The following is a 14,799-nucleotide window of genomic DNA, read 5'->3' as shown; positions in this document are numbered from 1 at the left end:
GGGCCCCACCCGCCCGGGTCTAGAATCCGCACGTCAGGGCCGCTCCAGTGCCGTAGCGCCCACCGCACGCCGCCCGTACGAGGAGCCGACCCTCATGGCCGAACACCCCGCCTACCCCGTGGGCCTCCGTCTTGCCGGGCGCCGCGTGGTCGTCCTCGGCGGCGGCCAGGTCGCCCAGCGGCGCCTGCCCGCGCTGATCGCGGCCGGAGCCGACATCGTCCTGGTGTCGCCCTCGGCCACCCCCTCCGTGGAGGCCATGGCCGACGCGGGCGAGATCACCTGGGAGCGGCGCCGGTACGCCGAGGGCGACCTCACCGACGCCTGGTACGCCCTCATCGCCACCAGCGACCCCGACGCCAACACCCGCGCCTCCGCCGAGGGCGAGCGCCACCGCGTGTGGTGCGTGCGCGCCGACGACGCCGACGAGGCCACCGCCTGGACCCCGGCGACCGGGCACAGCGCGGGCGTCACCGTGGCCGTCCTGACGACCGAGGCCAAGGACCGCGACCCCCGTCACACCGCCGCCGTCCGCGACGCCGTGGTCGAGGGCCTGCGCGACGGCACCCTCGTCGCCCCGCAGCACCGCCGCCGCACCCCGGGCGTCGCCCTCGTCGGCGGCGGCCCCGGCGACCCCGACCTGATCACCGTGCGCGGACGGCGCCTGCTCGCCGAGGCCGACGTCGTCATCGCCGACCGGCTCGGACCGCGCGACCTGCTCGCCGAACTTCCCCCGCACGTCGAGGTGATCGACGCCGCGAAGATCCCCTACGGGCGGTTCATGGCCCAGGAGGCCATCAACCACGCGCTGATCGAGCACGCCCGGCAGGGCAAGGCCGTGGTCCGGCTCAAGGGCGGCGACCCGTACGTCTTCGGGCGGGGCATGGAGGAGCTCGTGGCGCTCGCCGAGGCGGGGGTCCCGTGCACCGTCGTCCCCGGCATCTCCAGCTCCATCTCGGTCCCGGGCGCCGCCGGCATCCCGGTCACCCACCGCGGGGTGGCGCACGAGTTCACCGTGGTCAGCGGCCACGTCGCGCCCGACGACGAGCGTTCCCTGGTCGACTGGCCGTCCCTGGCGAAGCTGGGCGGCACGCTGGTCGTCCTGATGGGCGTCGACAAGATCGGCCGGATCGCCGAGGCCCTGATCGCGCACGGCAAGTCCCCGGACACGCCGGTCGCCCTCGTCCAGGAGGGCACCACGGCCGCCCAGCGCCGGGTCGACGCGACCCTCGCCACCGTCGGCGAGACCGTCGTCCGCGAGGAGGTCAGGCCGCCCGCCGTCATCGTCATCGGCGACGTCGTCGGCGTCGGCCCCGCGGACCCGAAGTAGACGCCGGCCGCACGGCCGGTCCCCGCCGTTGGCACCCCACCCAGGACAAGGCAGTATCACCCCGTGGCCGATCCCATCACCGTCTCGGACCCCGACGACCCGCGCCTGCACGACTACACGGGCCTGACCGACGTCGAACTGCGCCGCCGGCGCGAGCCCGCCGAGGGACTCTTCATCGCCGAGGGCGAGAAGGTCATCCGACGGGCCAGGGAGACCGGCTACGCGATGCGGTCCATGCTGCTCACGGCCAAGTGGGTCGACGTGATGCGTGACGTCATCGACGACCTGCCCGCCCCCGTCTACGTCGTCGCCCCCGACCTGGCGGAACGCGTCACCGGCTATCACGTGCACCGCGGCGCGCTCGCCTCGATGCGGCGCAAGCCGCTGCCCACGGCGGACGGCCTCCTCGGCGCGGCCCGCCGCGTGGTCGTCCTGGAGTCCGTCAACGACCACACCAACATCGGTGCCATCTTCCGCTCGGCCGCCGCGCTCGGCATGGACGCGGTGCTGCTCTCCCCGGACTGCGCCGACCCGCTGTACCGCCGCAGCGTCAAGGTCTCCATGGGCGCGGTCTTCTCCGTCCCGTACGCCCGGCTCGCGTCGTGGCCCGAGGGCCTGGAGTCGGTCCGCGAGGCGGGCTTCACCCTGCTCGCCCTCACCCCCGACGAGAAGGCCCGCTCCCTCGACGAGGCCGCCCCGCACCGGATGGACCGGGTGGCGCTGATGCTGGGTGCGGAAGGGGACGGGCTGTCCACCCAGGCCCTGGTCGCGGCCGACGCGTGGGTGCGCATCCCGATGTCGCACGGCGTCGACTCGCTCAACGTCGGTGCCGCCGCCGCGGTCGCCTTCTACGCGGTCGCCACCGGACGTCCCGGCACCTGACACCGGCGGTACGGCACGGCTCTCACCGCCCGCCGCTCAGCTGCCGCCCCCGGCCCGTGCGGCCGGGCGGGCGGCGACGCCGCGGACCGCCGGGCGCGGGTCAGCCGTCCCGCTCCCACGGGGAGTGGTACCCCGCGGACATCGTCGGGGCCCGGTCCGCCGGGGGCTGCCACCGCTCGCCCCGGTGCTGCGTCCCGGTGTCCGGGCCGCCGGGACCGCCGTGTCCCTGCGCGGCGGCCTGGCAGCCCTGCACCAGCGCGATGCCCAGCGCCACCACCAGGGTCACCACCACGAACACGAACAGCCGTTGCCGCAGCAGCCGCGGATTGGCCGGCCGCAGCCGGGCCCCCGTCGGCCGCTGCCCCGGACGGCGCGTCCCGGTCCCCGGCCGCGTGCCGCGTCCCCCGGTCTGCCCTCCGGTCCGCGACCCGGACCGCGACGGCGTACCGCCGCGCGCCGCGCCGCCCCGCGAGGCGGACCCCCCGCGCGAGGCGGGCACCCCGCCACCGCGGCGCGGTCCGGAGCCGCCCCGGGAGGGGACGGAGCCCCGGTCGGGGGCCGGGCCCGGGCGCGGCGCGGGCGTGCCCGGGTGCTCGCCCCGGCCGCCCTGCTGCTGCGGGCGCCGCCGTTCCTGCTCCGGGTAGGTGTCCGCCGGCCGCCCCGCGGCCCGGTCCGTCTCGGCGCCGCGCGGCGCCGGGGGACGGAAGTCGGACAGACCCTGCGCCTCGCGTGCCGCGATCTCCTTGAGCCGCAACGACAGTTGGAGCGTGCTGGGCCGCTCCTGCGGGTCCTTCGCCAGACAGGCCCGCACCAGCGGCGCGAGCGCGTCCGGCACGCCGTCCAGGTGCGCCTCCTCGTGCACGACGCGGTACAGCATCACCTCGGAACTCCCGTGCCCGAAGGGCGAGTCGCCCATCGAGGCGTACGCGAGCGTGGCGCCGAGCGAGAACACGTCCGTGGCGGGCGTGACGGCCGCCCCCCGCACCTGCTCCGGAGCGAGGAACCCGGGCGAGCCCACCGCCGTGCCCACGTGGGTGAGGGTCGAGGCGCCGGTGGCCCAGGCGATGCCGAAGTCGATGATCCGCGGCCCCTTCGGGGACAGCAGGATGTTGGACGGCTTGAGGTCCCGGTGCACCACCCCGGCCTCGTGGACCGCGACCAGCCCCTCGGACAGCGCCGCCCCGATCGCCGCGACCTCGGCCGCGCCCAACGCGCCCTCCCCGACCACCTTGTCGTGCAGCGACGGCCCGGGCACGTACTGCGTGGCGAACCACGGGCGGTCCGCGTCCAGATCGGCGGCCACCAGCCGGGCCGTGCAGCCCCCGCGGATACGACGGGCGGCCGAGACCTCGCGCGCGAACCGGGAGCGGAACTCCTGGTCCTCCGCCAGATCCGGCCGGATGACCTTCAACGCGACCCGTTGCCCCTTCTTGTCGGAGCCCAGGTAGACCACGCCCATCCCGCCCGCGCCGAGCCGTCGGTGAAGCCTGAAAGAGCCGACGACGCGCGGGTCCTCGCGCCTCAGGCGCATCATCGCCATGTTCATCCCCGCTGCCCGGTCCTGTGACGTGCCACAGCTTACGTTTCCACACCCGCCGGTGCGCAGAGGCCGCGCCCTCCCGCGGCGGCCGATTGTCCCTGGCGGGCGGCACACTTGAGCACCGGTCAGCCGCCGCGGCGACGCGCCGTCACGTCCGCCGGCCGGTGCCAACCCGCCGCCGGGCCACGGACGTTGATCACCCGGCGGCCGTCCGCGACCCGGCACCCGGACGGGCCGCGGGCCCGCCGCCCGAGGGCCGCCCGCCGGCCCGCGGAGCCGCCCGCGGACGGCGCCGGACCCCGGCTGACGACCGGAACGAGTGAGCGACGTCACTCGCCGTCCCCTCGGGGATCTCCCTGAGTCACCGCCGTCCGTCTCCACCCAGGGGAGTACACCGCGCGGTGCGGCTCATCCCCTGGGAGGCCCGGCATTCGGTACGAGGGCATGACGCCCGGGTGGCCCCCGGAACCTAGATTTGAGGGCGAAGCGGCGGGTGCAGCACTCGTCCCCCGAGGTCGGACGCCCGCCGCTGCCAAGGACAACCGAACCGGTTCAGGAGAGGGACCCTCATGGCCCACACGGCACCGCGGACCCCGGTCCGCGCACGGGAACGGACGGCCGGCGCCGCCGTGTCCCTCTCCCGCCGCCAGGGCCGCCGCCACCCGCTGGTGGCGACGCTGATGGCCCTTCCCCTGGCGGTCCTGCTCCTGCTCGTCTTCGACGGGTGGGAGACAGTGGCCACACAGGCGTCGTCCGTGGGCGAGATGCTGGGGCGCTGAGCGGCGACCCCCAGGCCCGGAAGAGCGGTCCGGGCGGGGACATCCACCCATGAAACCCCGTGGGGACGGGGGTGCGGCGGACGGCAGGAATGCCGGCGCAGCTGGGGAGCTGCGCCGGCATTCCCCTGTCCGGACACCGCCCGCCGCCCGCACCACGCCGCCCGCACCGTCGCCCTGGCATCCTGCCACCGTGACCACCGCCCCCGCCGCCCCCGGTCCTCCGCCCGCCGCGCTGGCCGCGCGGGCGCGGGCCGCCGCGCACGCCCACCGCCCGCCGGAACCCTGCACCTGCCCCGAGGGCACGCTCGCCGACCGTCCCGACGGTCTCGTCGTGCGCCACGGCCACGTCGTCGCCAAGGCGCACGCCCCGGCGGCCGACCCCGCCCCCCTGGCCCGTCGGCTGGCCGCTGCCGCACGGCTGTCCGACGTGTTCCTCGCCCCGCTCGACGGCACCCCCGTCCCCCTGCACGGCCGCCCGGTGACCCGCTGGCCGTACGCGGAGCCCGTCGACCCGGACGACCCCGACGCCGCGCCCTGGGAGGCCGCCGCCACCCTGCTCGCGCGGCTGCACCGGGCGCCCGTGCAGGCCGCCGAGGTGCCGGTGAGCCGTGGCCCGGCCAAGGCGGCCCGGGCCGTGGCCCGGCTCCGGGACGCGGCGGGCGGCCACCCGGCCGCCGGTCCGGTGCTGAGCGCCTGGGCGGCGCTGCCGGGCTGGGCGCGGGGCGCGGGACCGGCGCCGGACCGCCCCGCCCTGTGTCACGGCGACTTCCACCTGGGCCAGCTCGTCCGCCTCCCGGGCGGTTCCTGGCGGCTGATCGACGTGGACGACGTGGGGCTCGGAACCCCCGCCTGGGACCTCGCCCGGCCCGCCGCCTGGTTCGCCTGCGGTCTGCTGGCGCCGGACGAGTGGGCGCGGTTCCTCGGCGCCTACCGGGCCGCGGGCGGGCCCGCCGTCCCCGCCGCCGGCGACCCCTGGCCCGCACTCGACGTCCCGGCGCGGGCGCTGACCGTGCAGACCGCCGCCCGGGTGCTCGCCGCGTGCCTCGCGGACGGCCGCGGGCCGGACGAGGTGGAGGTGGTGTTCGTCGACGCCTGCGCCCGGATGGCCGGGCTGCCCCGGTCCGTCGCGGGGGAGCCGGCGCCGGACCCGACGCCGTAGGGTGCAACCGACCGGCGCCCGGACGGAGTCTGTCCTGGTGACAGGTGAAGCGGGATCGACCAGCAGGGAGTTGGAGCCGACATGCAGTGTCCGAAGTGCCACGCGCCGATGCACACGTACAACCGGAACGGCGTTCAGATCGAGCAGTGCAGCGGGTGCCGGGGGATCTTCCTGGACTACGGCGAACTGGAGTCGCTGACCCGGCTGGAGGCCCAGTGGTCGCAGCCGGCCCCGCCGCCGCCCGCCGCCCCGCAGGCGTACCCGGCGGCCCCGCAGCCGCCCGCCTGGGGTGCCGCGCCGCACGGCGCCCACTACGGCCACCGCCGCCAGAAGAGCTTCGGCCGCATGCTGTTCTCCAGCTGACTCCCGGCCCGGCCGTCCCCCGGGACGGCAGAACCCCCGGCCGCGACGGCGGCCGGGGGTTCCGGTGGGTGTGGACGATACTGGGATTGAACCAGTGACCTCTTCCGTGTCAGGGAAGCGCTCTCCCGCTGAGCTAATCGTCCTCGGGTCCACGGTGACCGGCCGTGGCCGGGCGTGGGCACTGCGTGCGCGATACTGGGATTGAACCAGTGACCTCTTCCGTGTCAGGGAAGCGCTCTCCCGCTGAGCTAATCGCGCGGGACGGACCGTCGATGATCTGTCGAAGATCCAGTGGACGATACTGGGATTGAACCAGTGACCTCTTCCGTGTCAGGGAAGCGCTCTCCCGCTGAGCTAATCGTCCTTGGAGGTGGAGACGGGATTTGAACCCGTGTAGACGGCTTTGCAGGCCGTTGCCTCGCCTCTCGGCCACTCCACCAGGAGTGTAGGGGACCGGGAAGACCCCTCTTCCTTCGAGCGGACGACGAGGTTCGAACTCGCGACCTCAACCTTGGCAAGGTTGCGCTCTACCAACTGAGCTACGTCCGCCTGTCGGTTCGGTCGGCTTGCGCGTCCCGGCGACGAGGTGAACTCTAGCGGATTCCGGGGCCAGCACAAAAACGCGTTTGTGCAGCGTGCTGCGCTGTGTCCGCTCACGTACCCGGTCAGCGTGCCGTGACCGAGGTGACGAGGTCACCGCGACGGCACCCGCCCTACACTCGTCGGGTGCACGACCTCCCACCTCTCGCCCGCTTCGGCACCCGCGTCGCCACCGGTCTCCTCGACGTCACCGACGACCCCTCGGCGCTGGACTCGACGGGCTTCTGGGCCGTCTGCGCGGACTTCGAGGGCCGTCTGACCTGCGCACGCTTCCGGGACGTACGCGAGGAGCCGGTGCCGTCCCCCGCGCCGGACGCCTGGCGCGGACCGGCACCGGGCGACTGGACGTCGTCGCTCGACCACGCCGCGTACACGGCCGGCGTCCGTGCGATCCGCGACCGCATAGCCGCCGGCGAGGTGTACCAGGCGAACCTCTGCCGGGTGCTGTCCGCGCCCGTTCCCGCCGACGCCGACGTGGACCGGCTCACCGCCCTGCTGGCCCGCGGCAACCCCGCCCCCTACGCAGGAACGATCCGCCTCCCCGCGCACGGCGTGGAGATCGCCACCGCCTCGCCCGAACTCTTCCTCCGCCGCCACGGCCGCACCGTCGAGTCCGGCCCGATCAAGGGCACCGGCCGCACCGAGGCCGACCTGCTGGAGAAGGACTACACCGAGAACGTGATGATCGTGGACCTGGTCCGCAACGACCTCGGCCGGGTCTGCGCCACCGGCACCGTCACCGTGCCCGACCTGTGCGCCGTCGAGAAGCACCCGGGACTGGTGCACCTGGTGTCCACGGTCCGCGGGGAACTCGGCGACGGGGCGGGCTGGCCCGAGCTGCTCGCCGCGGCCTTCCCGCCCGGCTCCGTCACCGGCGCCCCCAAGTCGAGCGCCCTGCGGATCATCGAGGCGCTGGAGAACGGCCCCCGCGGGCCGTACTGCGGGGGCATCGGCTGGGTGGACGCCGACCGCGGCACCGCCGAACTGGCCGTGGGCATCCGCACCTTCTGGATCGAACGCCGGGCCGGCGGCGGCGCGGTGCTCCGCTTCGGCACCGGCGCCGGGATCACCTGGGGGTCCGACCCCGAGGGGGAGTGGCGGGAGACCGAACTGAAGGCGTCCCGGCTGCTCGCGGTAGCGTCGGGCACCCACGTGGTGAGTGAAGGGATCCGACAGTGAAGATCTGGCTCGACGGCGGCCTGCAGGACATCGGGTCAGCCCGTGTCTCCGTCCTCGACCACGGGCTGACCGTGGGCGACGGCATCTTCGAGACGGTCAAGGCCGTGGACGGCCGGCCGTTCGCGCTCACCCGCCATCTCGACCGGCTGACCCGCTCGGCGCGCGGGCTGGGCCTGCCCGACCCCGATCTCGACGAGGTGCGCCGCGCCTGCGCCGCCGTCCTCGACGCCAACCCGATGCCGCTCGGCCGGCTGCGGATCACCTACACCGGCGGCCACGGCCCGCTCGGCTCCGACCGGGGCGAGCACGGCACCACCCTCGTCGTCGCCCTCGGGGAGACCGCCCGCCGGCCCGACACGACCGCCGTCATCACGGTTCCGTGGACCCGCAACGAACGCGGCGCGCTCACCGGCCTGAAGACGACCTCGTACGCGGAGAACGTCGTCGCCCTCGCCCGTGCCCGGGAACGGGGCGCCACCGAGGCGCTGTTCGCCAACACCGTCGGACAGCTCTGCGAGGGCACCGGCTCCAACGTGTTCGTCGTCCTCGACGGGACACTGCACACCCCGCCGGTCTCCTCCGGCTGCCTCGCCGGGATCACCCGCGCCCTGGCTGTCGAGTGGACCGGAGCCGAGGAGACCGACCTGCCGCTCGACGTCCTGGACCGGGCCGAGGAGATCTTCCTGACCTCCACCCTCCGCGACGTCCAGGCCGTGCACCGGGTCGACGACCGCGAACTGCCCGCCGCACCCGGCCCGGTGACCGCCAAGGCGATGCGGGTCTTCGACGAGCGCTCGGCGGCCGACCTCGATCCGTGAGCGTGTCCGACGGCATCCTGATATTCGGCTGACCCGGGCCCCGGCAGCGGGTAGAACTCCCGTGATGACCACCACCCTGCGGCCGGCCGAGCCGCTTCAGCAGAACGCCGACGGGACCCGATCGCGCCACTACCAGGTGTGCGTCAACAGCCGCCCGGTCGGCGCGATCCACCTCGGCACCGACCCTGTCTTCGGGGACGCCGTGGCCCGCATCCTGACCCTGCGCATCCAGGAGCCGGACCGCCGCCGGGGCCGCGCCACGGTGGCCGCGCTCGCCGCCGAGGAGGTGGCGCGGGGCTGGGGCTGCCGCCGCATCGAGGTGTCCGTCCCGGCCCGCTCCGTCGGCGGCCTGAGGCTGGCCACGGCGCTCGGTTACGTGGTGCGCAACCGGAACATGGAGAAGGCCCTCGGCGACACCCCGCCCGCCCTCCCCGCGGGCAGCCGGGTCCGCCCCATGACCGACGACGAGTTCGCGCCCTACCTCGAACAGGGCAAGACCGACTACGCGCACAGCTGGAGCGAGCGCGGCGTGCCGGGCGCCGAGGCCCGCGCCAAGTCGGAACGCGACCACGCCACCCTGCTCCCCGACGGACGCACCAGCGAGGGCATGATCTTCAGTGTGCTGGAGCACGAGGGCACCCGGGTGGGCACCCTCTGGCTCTCCGTCCGTGGTCAGGGTGCCTACGTCTTCGACGTCGAGACCGACGCCCGCCACCGCGGCCGAGGCCACGGCCGCAGCCTGATGCTGACCGCCGAGGCCCAGGCCGTTGCCGCGGGCAAGCGTGTCATCGGACTCAACGTCTTCGCCGACAACAGCCCGGCCGAGCGCCTCTACGACTCCCTGGGCTACACGACCACGCAGTACGCGATGTACAAGCCCCTGCTGTGACGGGGCGTCCGGCCCCCGCGCGAGCCTCCGGCACGGGGAGGAGCCCCCCCGGGCGGCTCCCGCCGAAAGCCCTCCTGCTCGACTCGGCCTGCCTGCCCGGCTCGGGCCGTCGGTCGGTTCAGCCCTCTTGCGCGGCGAGGAGGCGGTCCGCGATCTCCTCGACGCGCTCGCGCAGACCCTCCTGGCTCCGGCCGCCGTCCAGGCGCTCCCCGCCGATCACGTACGTCGGCGTCCCGGTCACGCCGATTGCCTTGCCCTCGGCGTGGTCGGCGTCGACGATCAGGATGTGCCGCCCGTCGATCAGGGCGGTGTCGAACTCCTCGGCGTCCAGTCCCAGCTCCCGGGCGGTCTCGACCAGGACGGACTCGCCGGCCCGCTCCAGCTCCGCGACCCGCCCGAGCACGGCCTCCGCGTACTCCCAGCCCCTGCCCTGGACCAGCGCCTCCTCGGCGGCCTGGGCGGCGGCGAAGGAGTGCTTGTGCTTCTCCAGCGGGAAGTGCCGCAGGCGCACCTCCAGACGGTCGCCGTAGCGGGCGCGCAGCGCGCGCACGTCGTCCAGGGCGGTACGGCAGTCCGGGCACTGCAGCTCGCACCACACGTCGAGCACGGGCGCGGCGGGGGAGACGGGGGAGACGGGGGAGGACTCACTCATGGTGACAGTCTTCCAGCCGCCGCCCGCAGCACCCACCAGGGCCCCTACGGCCCGCCCGTCCCGGGGGTTCCGCGGCCGGGGGCCGGGGCGGGAGGCGGCTGCGGGAAGGCCACGGGCGGCGGTTCCGGGGGCCGTGCCGTGCCCGGGTCCGGTTCGCCGCACCGTCGGTCATCCCCGCCCGGTCCCCCCCCGCCCGGTCAACCTCGCCCGGTCAACCCGGCGCCGGTCGACCCGGTCCGGTCCGGTCCGGCCCGTGGCCGAGCGACCGGGCCGGTCCGTCCCCCGTGGCCACGGACCCGTCCCCACGGCCACGGACCCGCCCCCGCACTCGTGCGCGGCCCCTCCTCCGGCACCGGCACCTGCGGAGGAGCCGACCCGGAGATGTCCCTGATCTCGGACCCCGGCATGGCCCGGCGGGGGCCGGACGGTGCAGGATGGAAGGGACGAAGGGCCCACAGCGCCCCCATTCCCAGCCTGGAGGACCGGATGATTGCCGAGACCGTCTGCTCCGCCGTGTCCGCGGCCGGCCTGGGCATCGCGGTGATCACGGCGTACCGCAAGCGCTTCCTGACCGCCACGCGCATCGCCGCCTACTCCCTGGTCCCCATCGGCCTCGTCATGGCGGGCGTGGTGGAGTGGCTGGCCGGCACCGCCTTCAGCCCGGTGGCCTGGGCGGGCTTCGGGCTGCTCGGCCTGTCCTGGGTGATGTTCGCGACGACCCGCGCGGTGGAGCGCCGTCGCGGCGGCACGCGCAAGGAGCGCAAGGCGGCCCGGGCGGCGGCCCAGCAGGGTGCGGTGGCCCCGGCGGCCTCGGCGCCCTCCCTCGGCCAGGCCGGCCCGCGTCAGGAGACCCGGCCGGCACCGGCCGCCCGGGGCGGCGACGACGACTTCAGCGACATCGAGGCCATCCTGAAGAAGCACGGCATCTGAGCGAAGCACGGCGTCCGCGCCCGCACACCCCCCCCCGGGTAGCCCCCGGGCGGGCGGGCCCAGGCTCTCGGTGCCGATTCCCGCCCGCGAGAGCCGGTCGGGAGCAGAAACGTCACAGGGGAACGCGGCGCGGCCGGAAACGATCACAACCCGAAGCGTTGATCACGGAATCGGTGACCCCGCGTTCACCCGGTGAACGTTGATCGCTTCACCGCCGCCGATACGTCATCATCGCGGCGAGATGCTGGACACGACACAGAGCGAGGCCGCGAGGCAGCAGGACGAGCCGCGCGGGTGCCTCTTCGCCCTTTCCCAGCCACCGCTGATGATCTTTCTGGCGGTGATCGGGTGTCTGCTGCTCACGGCCGCCCTGCACGACCTGCTGTGGCTGTGAGCCGTACCCGCGGTTCCCGGCGCCACCCGTCGGGACCGCGTCGGCACCGCATCCCACCCCGCGCCGGTGATCGGCCCGGTCAGCCCGCCGCCTCCTTGCGCCGCGCCCGGTACGCGGCCACATGCAGGCGGTTGCCGCAGGTCCGGCTGTCGCAGTAGCGCCGCGAGCGGTTGCGGGACAGGTCGACGAAGGCGTGCCGGCAGTCGGGCGCCTCGCAGCGCCGCAGCCGTTCCTGCTCCCCGGCGACCACGAAGAAGGCCAGGGCCATGCCGCAGTCGGCGGCCAGGTGGTCGGCCACGGAGGCACCGGGAGCGAAGTAGTGCACGTGCCAGTCGTAGCCGTCGTGGTCGGTGAGCCGGGGCGTGGTGCCCGCGGCGGCGATCAGCTCGTTGATCAGCCCCGCCGCCGTGCGGGCGTCGGGGGCCGCGAAGACGGCGGCGAACCGGGACCGCAGTCTGCGCACGGCCGACAGGTCGACGTCCGAGAGCGTCCCGACCTCACTGATGTCGTGTTTCCGGACGAAGAGCGATAGAGCCGCGACATCCGCCAGTCCGTCCGGCGCCGCGTCGTCCTCCGGCGCGGAGTTCACCAGATCCACCACGGTGTCGAGCGCACACCGGATGTCGTGGGTGATCAGCACGATTCGCTCCCTGGCCTGGGGTCGGGCGGGCGCCCGCCGATTGCTGGCCGATGGTAGTGGCTCCGTCCCGTGGGAACACCCGTACCGGCCCGCACATGGTTTCGATACAACGCCCGGCGGCGGTCGTGGGTTCCCGTCCGGCGACCCGCCGTGACCGGACGCGTACGTTCCGGCATCGTCGCGAACGGCCGCCCCGGACAGCGGCCGGAGCGCCATGCGGACGCGAGGCGGCGGAACCACGCACGACGCGACGGCGTCGGCACCGCGGATCTCCGCGGTGCCGACGCCGTCGCGTGCCGTGGTGCACGGCCGTCCTGGCCCGAGCCGTCACCCCGAGTCGACGGCGCCGGGCTGCTGGTGGGAGCCCTGCCTAGCTTTCCGCCAGGATGTGTGAGAGCTCCTGGTCGAGGTCGAAGTGCCGGTGTTCCGTGCCGGGCGGCACGGCGGCGTCGGTGCGCTTCAGGAAGGACTCCAGGGCCCGCGCCGGGGCCTCGAGCAGGGCCTCGCCCTCCGGGGAGCTGAGAGCGATGCAGACGACGCCCTGGCCATGACTGCGCGACGGCCAGACGCGGACGTCGCCGGTGCCCGTGGGGCGGTGAAGTCCTTCGGCGAGGAGGTCGCGGGCGAACACCCACTCGACGGTTTCCTCGGCTCCGGTGTGGAAGGTGGCGTGCACGGCGTAGGGGTCGGCCGTGTCGTACCGCAGGCCTGCGGGGACAGGCAGGGAGGACTCGCTCGACACAACGAGGCGCAGGTGCAGCTCGCAGCTGACCGTGGTGTTCATAAGCGCCAGGGCCTTTCGCTCAGTGTGCGCTCGGGGATTCGCACGTCGGCGAAATCGACATGCCACCTACGGTGCCGTTGTAAACCCCTCTGCGTGTTTTGCGTGCGTTTACGTAACCCTTCCGGAGGAGGGGTCGATCATCCTCTGCGCCCATTCCGGTGATGCGAATCGCTCCGGTAGGGTTTGGGCGTATGAACACGGGGAGTGACAAGGCCGGTGAGGCGACCATGACGGCTGACCGGGCGGGCGGGGCCGAGGAGGACGGGGAGCTCCAGGGAAGGCCGCTCGGCTCCCGGGCGCCCGCCTTCATCCAGGCCCGCAGAACCCTGCACGTCAGCTGGCAGGTCGGGGTCTTCGTCGTCGGCCTGGCCGTGGTGGCCGCGGGCGCCGCGATGCTGGTGCTGCCGGGGCCCGGCTGGGTCGTGATCTTCGCGGGCATGGCGATCTGGGGGACCGAGTTCGCCTGGGCCCAGCTGGTGCTGCGCTGGACCAAGCGCAAGGTCACCGAGGCCGCCCAGCGGGCCCTGGACCCCAAAGTGCGCCGCCGGAACATCATCCTGACCTCGGTCGGCCTGGTGGCCGCGGGCGCGCTGACCGCCGTCTACCTGTGGAAGTTCGGCCTGGAGATGCCCTGGAGGATCGAGGGCCAGTGACCCCGCGGCCCGGCCCGGCCGCTCCCGTGACCGGGGGGCGGCGGCCCGGCCCCCGGTGGTCATGAGCACCCCCTGACATGGGGTAATGTTCTTCCTGCGTCCGGGCGATTAGCTCAGTGGGAGAGCGCTTCGTTCACACCGAAGAGGTCACTGGTTCGAACCCAGTATCGCCCACCGGATCACGACGGCCCGGCTCACGATCAGTGAGCCGGGCCGCTGTCGTGAACGGCCGGACGCACCCGTGTCGTTCCCACGCTGCGGTCACGTTCCGTTACTCGCGGTACGCAGGCGCGGCGCCGTCCGCGAGTGGCACCGCGGGCACCGGGAAGCGGAATCCGGGGACCGCGACCGACAGCGACTTCCGGCCGTTCGCGGGCATGCGGAAGAAGCCGACACGCGCGTCTCCGGCGGAAATCCACCGCGTCCGCGCATCCGTTCCGGAATATCGGCGAATTCCCGAGCCGACCGCCCGTCAAATGCCGCGCGCCACAGCCCGGAACGAGCCCCGAACGGCCGGAACGCGCCCAACGGCGCAGCCCGCCGGACGACTTCGCCACGCGCCGCGCCGGGCCGCCCGCCGGCAGCCTTCCCGCTCGCGCGGGCACACTCCCACCATGAACCCCCACCACCACCGCTTCCACAGCCGGTGGCCCCTGCCCGCCCCCGCGCCCGTCGTCCACGGGATCCTGGAACGCGTCGAGAACTACCCCCGCTGGTGGCCCCAGGTCCGCGAGGTCACCCGGATCGACGCCGCCACCGGCACCGCCCGCATCCGCTCCGTCCTGCCCTACGACCTCGTCGTCGTCCTGCGCGCCCAGCGGCGTGACCCCGTGGCCGGAATCCTGGAGGTCCGCCTCGACGGCGACATCACCGGCCGCGCCCGCTGGACCGTCACCCCCGTGGCGACCGGCGGCTGCCTCGCCCGCTACGACCAGGAGGCCGAGATCCGCAAGCCGCTGCTGCGCCGCCTCGCCGTCCCCGCGCGCTGCCTCTTCCGCGCCAACCACGCCCTGATGATGCGCGCCGGACGGCGCGGCCTGACCGCGTACCTCGAAGCGGTTTGAAGGATGCCTCCCGGGACCTGTATGGTTCAGTCCGTTCCCGGGCGATTAGCTCAGTGGGAGAGCGCTTCGTTCACACCGAAGAGGTCACTGGTTCGAACCCAGTATCGCCCACCGGGAAGAGCCGGTCCGTCCCCGACGGACCGGCT

16 protein-coding genes and 7 tRNA genes are annotated in these 14,799 nt (G+C 74.4%); 14 read left to right on the top strand and 9 right to left on the bottom strand.

Translation table 11 applies throughout. The features are described 5' to 3' along the window. Window positions 1-94: 94 nt before the first annotated feature. Both cobA and AC02VZ_RS08390 read left to right on the top strand, forming a co-directional pair. On the top strand, window positions 95-1,327 hold the full coding sequence (cobA, locus tag AC02VZ_RS08395) for a uroporphyrinogen-III C-methyltransferase (protein ID WP_432056124.1): 1,233 nt from the start codon (window positions 95-97) through the stop codon (window positions 1,325-1,327). Between the two features lie 63 nt (window positions 1,328-1,390). After that, window positions 1,391-2,209: a TrmH family RNA methyltransferase gene (locus AC02VZ_RS08390; protein WP_476474990.1), complete on the top strand. Its 819-nt coding sequence runs from the start codon at window positions 1,391-1,393 to the stop codon at window positions 2,207-2,209. A 100-nt stretch (window positions 2,210-2,309) separates the two neighbouring features. Here the strand turns inward: AC02VZ_RS08390 and AC02VZ_RS08385 are convergent, their stop codons facing one another. Further along, window positions 2,310-3,755 (bottom strand): serine/threonine-protein kinase, encoded by a 1,446-nt coding sequence (locus AC02VZ_RS08385; RefSeq protein ID WP_476474989.1) that lies wholly within the window; start codon window positions 3,753-3,755, stop codon window positions 2,310-2,312. A 563-nt stretch (window positions 3,756-4,318) separates the two neighbouring features. On the opposite strand from AC02VZ_RS08385, the gene AC02VZ_RS08380 reads away from it, so the two are divergent. The 3 genes from AC02VZ_RS08380 to AC02VZ_RS08370 all read left to right on the top strand — a co-directional run bounded on the left by AC02VZ_RS08380 (window position 4,319) and on the right by AC02VZ_RS08370 (window position 6,050). Then, entirely contained in the window at window positions 4,319-4,528 is a 210-nt protein-coding gene (locus tag AC02VZ_RS08380; protein WP_432056127.1) for a hypothetical protein, read from the top strand. Window positions 4,529-4,718: 190 nt separating this feature from the next. Then, window positions 4,719-5,687, top strand: coding sequence for a phosphotransferase enzyme family protein (locus tag AC02VZ_RS08375; protein ID WP_432056128.1), 969 nt, complete (start codon window positions 4,719-4,721; stop codon window positions 5,685-5,687). A gap of 81 nt (window positions 5,688-5,768) precedes the next feature. Continuing rightward, window positions 5,769-6,050, top strand: a complete 282-nt coding sequence (locus AC02VZ_RS08370; protein WP_362093196.1) for a TFIIB-type zinc ribbon-containing protein — start codon at window positions 5,769-5,771, stop codon at window positions 6,048-6,050. Between the two features lie 71 nt (window positions 6,051-6,121). Here the strand turns inward: AC02VZ_RS08370 and AC02VZ_RS08365 are convergent. From AC02VZ_RS08365 to AC02VZ_RS08345, 5 genes are all read right to left on the bottom strand, one after another. Continuing rightward, window positions 6,122-6,193 (bottom strand) — tRNA-Val (locus tag AC02VZ_RS08365). A 43-nt stretch (window positions 6,194-6,236) separates the two neighbouring features. Further along, a tRNA-Val gene (locus AC02VZ_RS08360) sits at window positions 6,237-6,308 on the bottom strand. 34 nt (window positions 6,309-6,342) lie between these two features. After that, a tRNA-Val gene (locus AC02VZ_RS08355) sits at window positions 6,343-6,414 on the bottom strand. Between the two features lies 1 nt (window position 6,415). Beyond that, window positions 6,416-6,489 (bottom strand) — tRNA-Cys (locus tag AC02VZ_RS08350). Between the two features lie 37 nt (window positions 6,490-6,526). After that, a tRNA-Gly gene (locus AC02VZ_RS08345) sits at window positions 6,527-6,599 on the bottom strand. Between the two features lie 177 nt (window positions 6,600-6,776). Between AC02VZ_RS08345 and AC02VZ_RS08340 the strand changes: the two genes are divergently transcribed. The 3 genes from AC02VZ_RS08340 to AC02VZ_RS08330 all read left to right on the top strand — a co-directional run bounded on the left by AC02VZ_RS08340 (window position 6,777) and on the right by AC02VZ_RS08330 (window position 9,536). Then, the gene (locus AC02VZ_RS08340) at window positions 6,777-7,829 is read left to right on the top strand and encodes a chorismate-binding protein (RefSeq protein WP_432056129.1); all 1,053 of its coding nucleotides are present in this window, start codon (window positions 6,777-6,779) and stop codon (window positions 7,827-7,829) included. After that, a complete protein-coding gene (locus AC02VZ_RS08335) occupies window positions 7,826-8,647 on the top strand; it encodes an aminotransferase class IV (protein ID WP_432056130.1) in 822 nt (273 codons plus the stop codon). The genes AC02VZ_RS08340 and AC02VZ_RS08335 overlap by 4 nt, the downstream gene beginning before the upstream one ends. A gap of 64 nt (window positions 8,648-8,711) precedes the next feature. Continuing rightward, on the top strand, window positions 8,712-9,536 hold the full coding sequence (locus tag AC02VZ_RS08330; RefSeq protein ID WP_476474988.1) for a GNAT family N-acetyltransferase: 825 nt from the start codon (window positions 8,712-8,714) through the stop codon (window positions 9,534-9,536). A 118-nt stretch (window positions 9,537-9,654) separates the two neighbouring features. Here AC02VZ_RS08330 and AC02VZ_RS08325 read toward each other — a convergent pair whose 3' ends face one another. After that, entirely contained in the window at window positions 9,655-10,188 is a 534-nt protein-coding gene (locus AC02VZ_RS08325) for a DsbA family protein (protein ID WP_432056132.1), read from the bottom strand. A gap of 486 nt (window positions 10,189-10,674) precedes the next feature. Between AC02VZ_RS08325 and AC02VZ_RS08320 the strand changes: the two genes are divergently transcribed. Both AC02VZ_RS08320 and AC02VZ_RS08315 read left to right on the top strand, forming a co-directional pair. Then, window positions 10,675-11,118, top strand: coding sequence for a hypothetical protein (locus tag AC02VZ_RS08320; protein ID WP_476474987.1), 444 nt, complete (start codon window positions 10,675-10,677; stop codon window positions 11,116-11,118). A gap of 241 nt (window positions 11,119-11,359) precedes the next feature. Then, complete coding sequence (locus AC02VZ_RS08315; RefSeq protein ID WP_432056134.1) at window positions 11,360-11,512, top strand: hypothetical protein; 153 nt, start codon at window positions 11,360-11,362, stop codon at window positions 11,510-11,512. Window positions 11,513-11,591: 79 nt separating this feature from the next. Here AC02VZ_RS08315 and AC02VZ_RS08310 read toward each other — a convergent pair whose 3' ends face one another. Together AC02VZ_RS08310 and AC02VZ_RS08305 are read right to left on the bottom strand one after the other, a co-directional pair. Further along, window positions 11,592-12,152 (bottom strand): CGNR zinc finger domain-containing protein, encoded by a 561-nt coding sequence (locus tag AC02VZ_RS08310; RefSeq protein ID WP_432056135.1) that lies wholly within the window; start codon window positions 12,150-12,152, stop codon window positions 11,592-11,594. Window positions 12,153-12,522: 370 nt separating this feature from the next. Next, window positions 12,523-12,936 carry an SsgA family sporulation/cell division regulator gene (locus tag AC02VZ_RS08305; protein WP_004002642.1) on the bottom strand — a complete coding sequence of 138 codons (414 nt, stop codon included), beginning with the start codon at window positions 12,934-12,936 and terminating at the stop codon, window positions 12,523-12,525. A gap of 191 nt (window positions 12,937-13,127) precedes the next feature. Between AC02VZ_RS08305 and AC02VZ_RS08300 the strand changes: the two genes are divergently transcribed. The 4 genes from AC02VZ_RS08300 to AC02VZ_RS08285 all read left to right on the top strand — a co-directional run bounded on the left by AC02VZ_RS08300 (window position 13,128) and on the right by AC02VZ_RS08285 (window position 14,764). Further along, window positions 13,128-13,589 (top strand): TIGR02611 family protein, encoded by a 462-nt coding sequence (locus AC02VZ_RS08300; protein ID WP_476474986.1) that lies wholly within the window; start codon window positions 13,128-13,130, stop codon window positions 13,587-13,589. A 102-nt stretch (window positions 13,590-13,691) separates the two neighbouring features. Further along, window positions 13,692-13,763 (top strand) — tRNA-Val (locus AC02VZ_RS08295). 440 nt (window positions 13,764-14,203) lie between these two features. Continuing rightward, complete coding sequence (locus AC02VZ_RS08290) at window positions 14,204-14,653, top strand: SRPBCC family protein (RefSeq protein WP_432058781.1); 450 nt, start codon at window positions 14,204-14,206, stop codon at window positions 14,651-14,653. A gap of 39 nt (window positions 14,654-14,692) precedes the next feature. Further along, window positions 14,693-14,764 (top strand) — tRNA-Val (locus AC02VZ_RS08285). Window positions 14,765-14,799: the final 35 nt, after the last annotated feature.

The sequence above is a fragment of the Streptomyces sp. 3-6 genome, from assembly GCF_056323165.1.
This window is presented reverse-complemented; position numbering and strand designations above follow the sequence as displayed.

Bases quoted from the DNA above. Each gene is read 5' to 3' on its own strand.
- AC02VZ_RS08380 (WP_432056127.1), top strand. From the start codon at position 4,319: ATGGCCCACACGGCACCGCGGACCCCGGTCCGCGCACGGGAACGGACG.
- AC02VZ_RS08290 (WP_432058781.1), top strand. From the start codon at position 14,204: ATGAACCCCCACCACCACCGCTTCCACAGCCGGTGGCCCCTGCCCGCC.
- AC02VZ_RS08330 (WP_476474988.1), top strand. From the start codon at position 8,712: ATGACCACCACCCTGCGGCCGGCCGAGCCGCTTCAGCAGAACGCCGAC.
- AC02VZ_RS08305 (WP_004002642.1), bottom strand. From the start codon at position 12,936: ATGAACACCACGGTCAGCTGCGAGCTGCACCTGCGCCTCGTTGTGTCG.
- AC02VZ_RS08320 (WP_476474987.1), top strand. From the start codon at position 10,675: ATGATTGCCGAGACCGTCTGCTCCGCCGTGTCCGCGGCCGGCCTGGGC.
- cobA (WP_432056124.1), top strand. From the start codon at position 95: ATGGCCGAACACCCCGCCTACCCCGTGGGCCTCCGTCTTGCCGGGCGC.
- AC02VZ_RS08300 (WP_476474986.1), top strand. From the start codon at position 13,128: ATGAACACGGGGAGTGACAAGGCCGGTGAGGCGACCATGACGGCTGAC.
- AC02VZ_RS08370 (WP_362093196.1), top strand. From the start codon at position 5,769: ATGCAGTGTCCGAAGTGCCACGCGCCGATGCACACGTACAACCGGAAC.
- AC02VZ_RS08315 (WP_432056134.1), top strand. From the start codon at position 11,360: ATGCTGGACACGACACAGAGCGAGGCCGCGAGGCAGCAGGACGAGCCG.
- AC02VZ_RS08385 (WP_476474989.1), bottom strand. From the start codon at position 3,755: ATGAACATGGCGATGATGCGCCTGAGGCGCGAGGACCCGCGCGTCGTC.
- AC02VZ_RS08325 (WP_432056132.1), bottom strand. From the start codon at position 10,188: ATGAGTGAGTCCTCCCCCGTCTCCCCCGTCTCCCCCGCCGCGCCCGTG.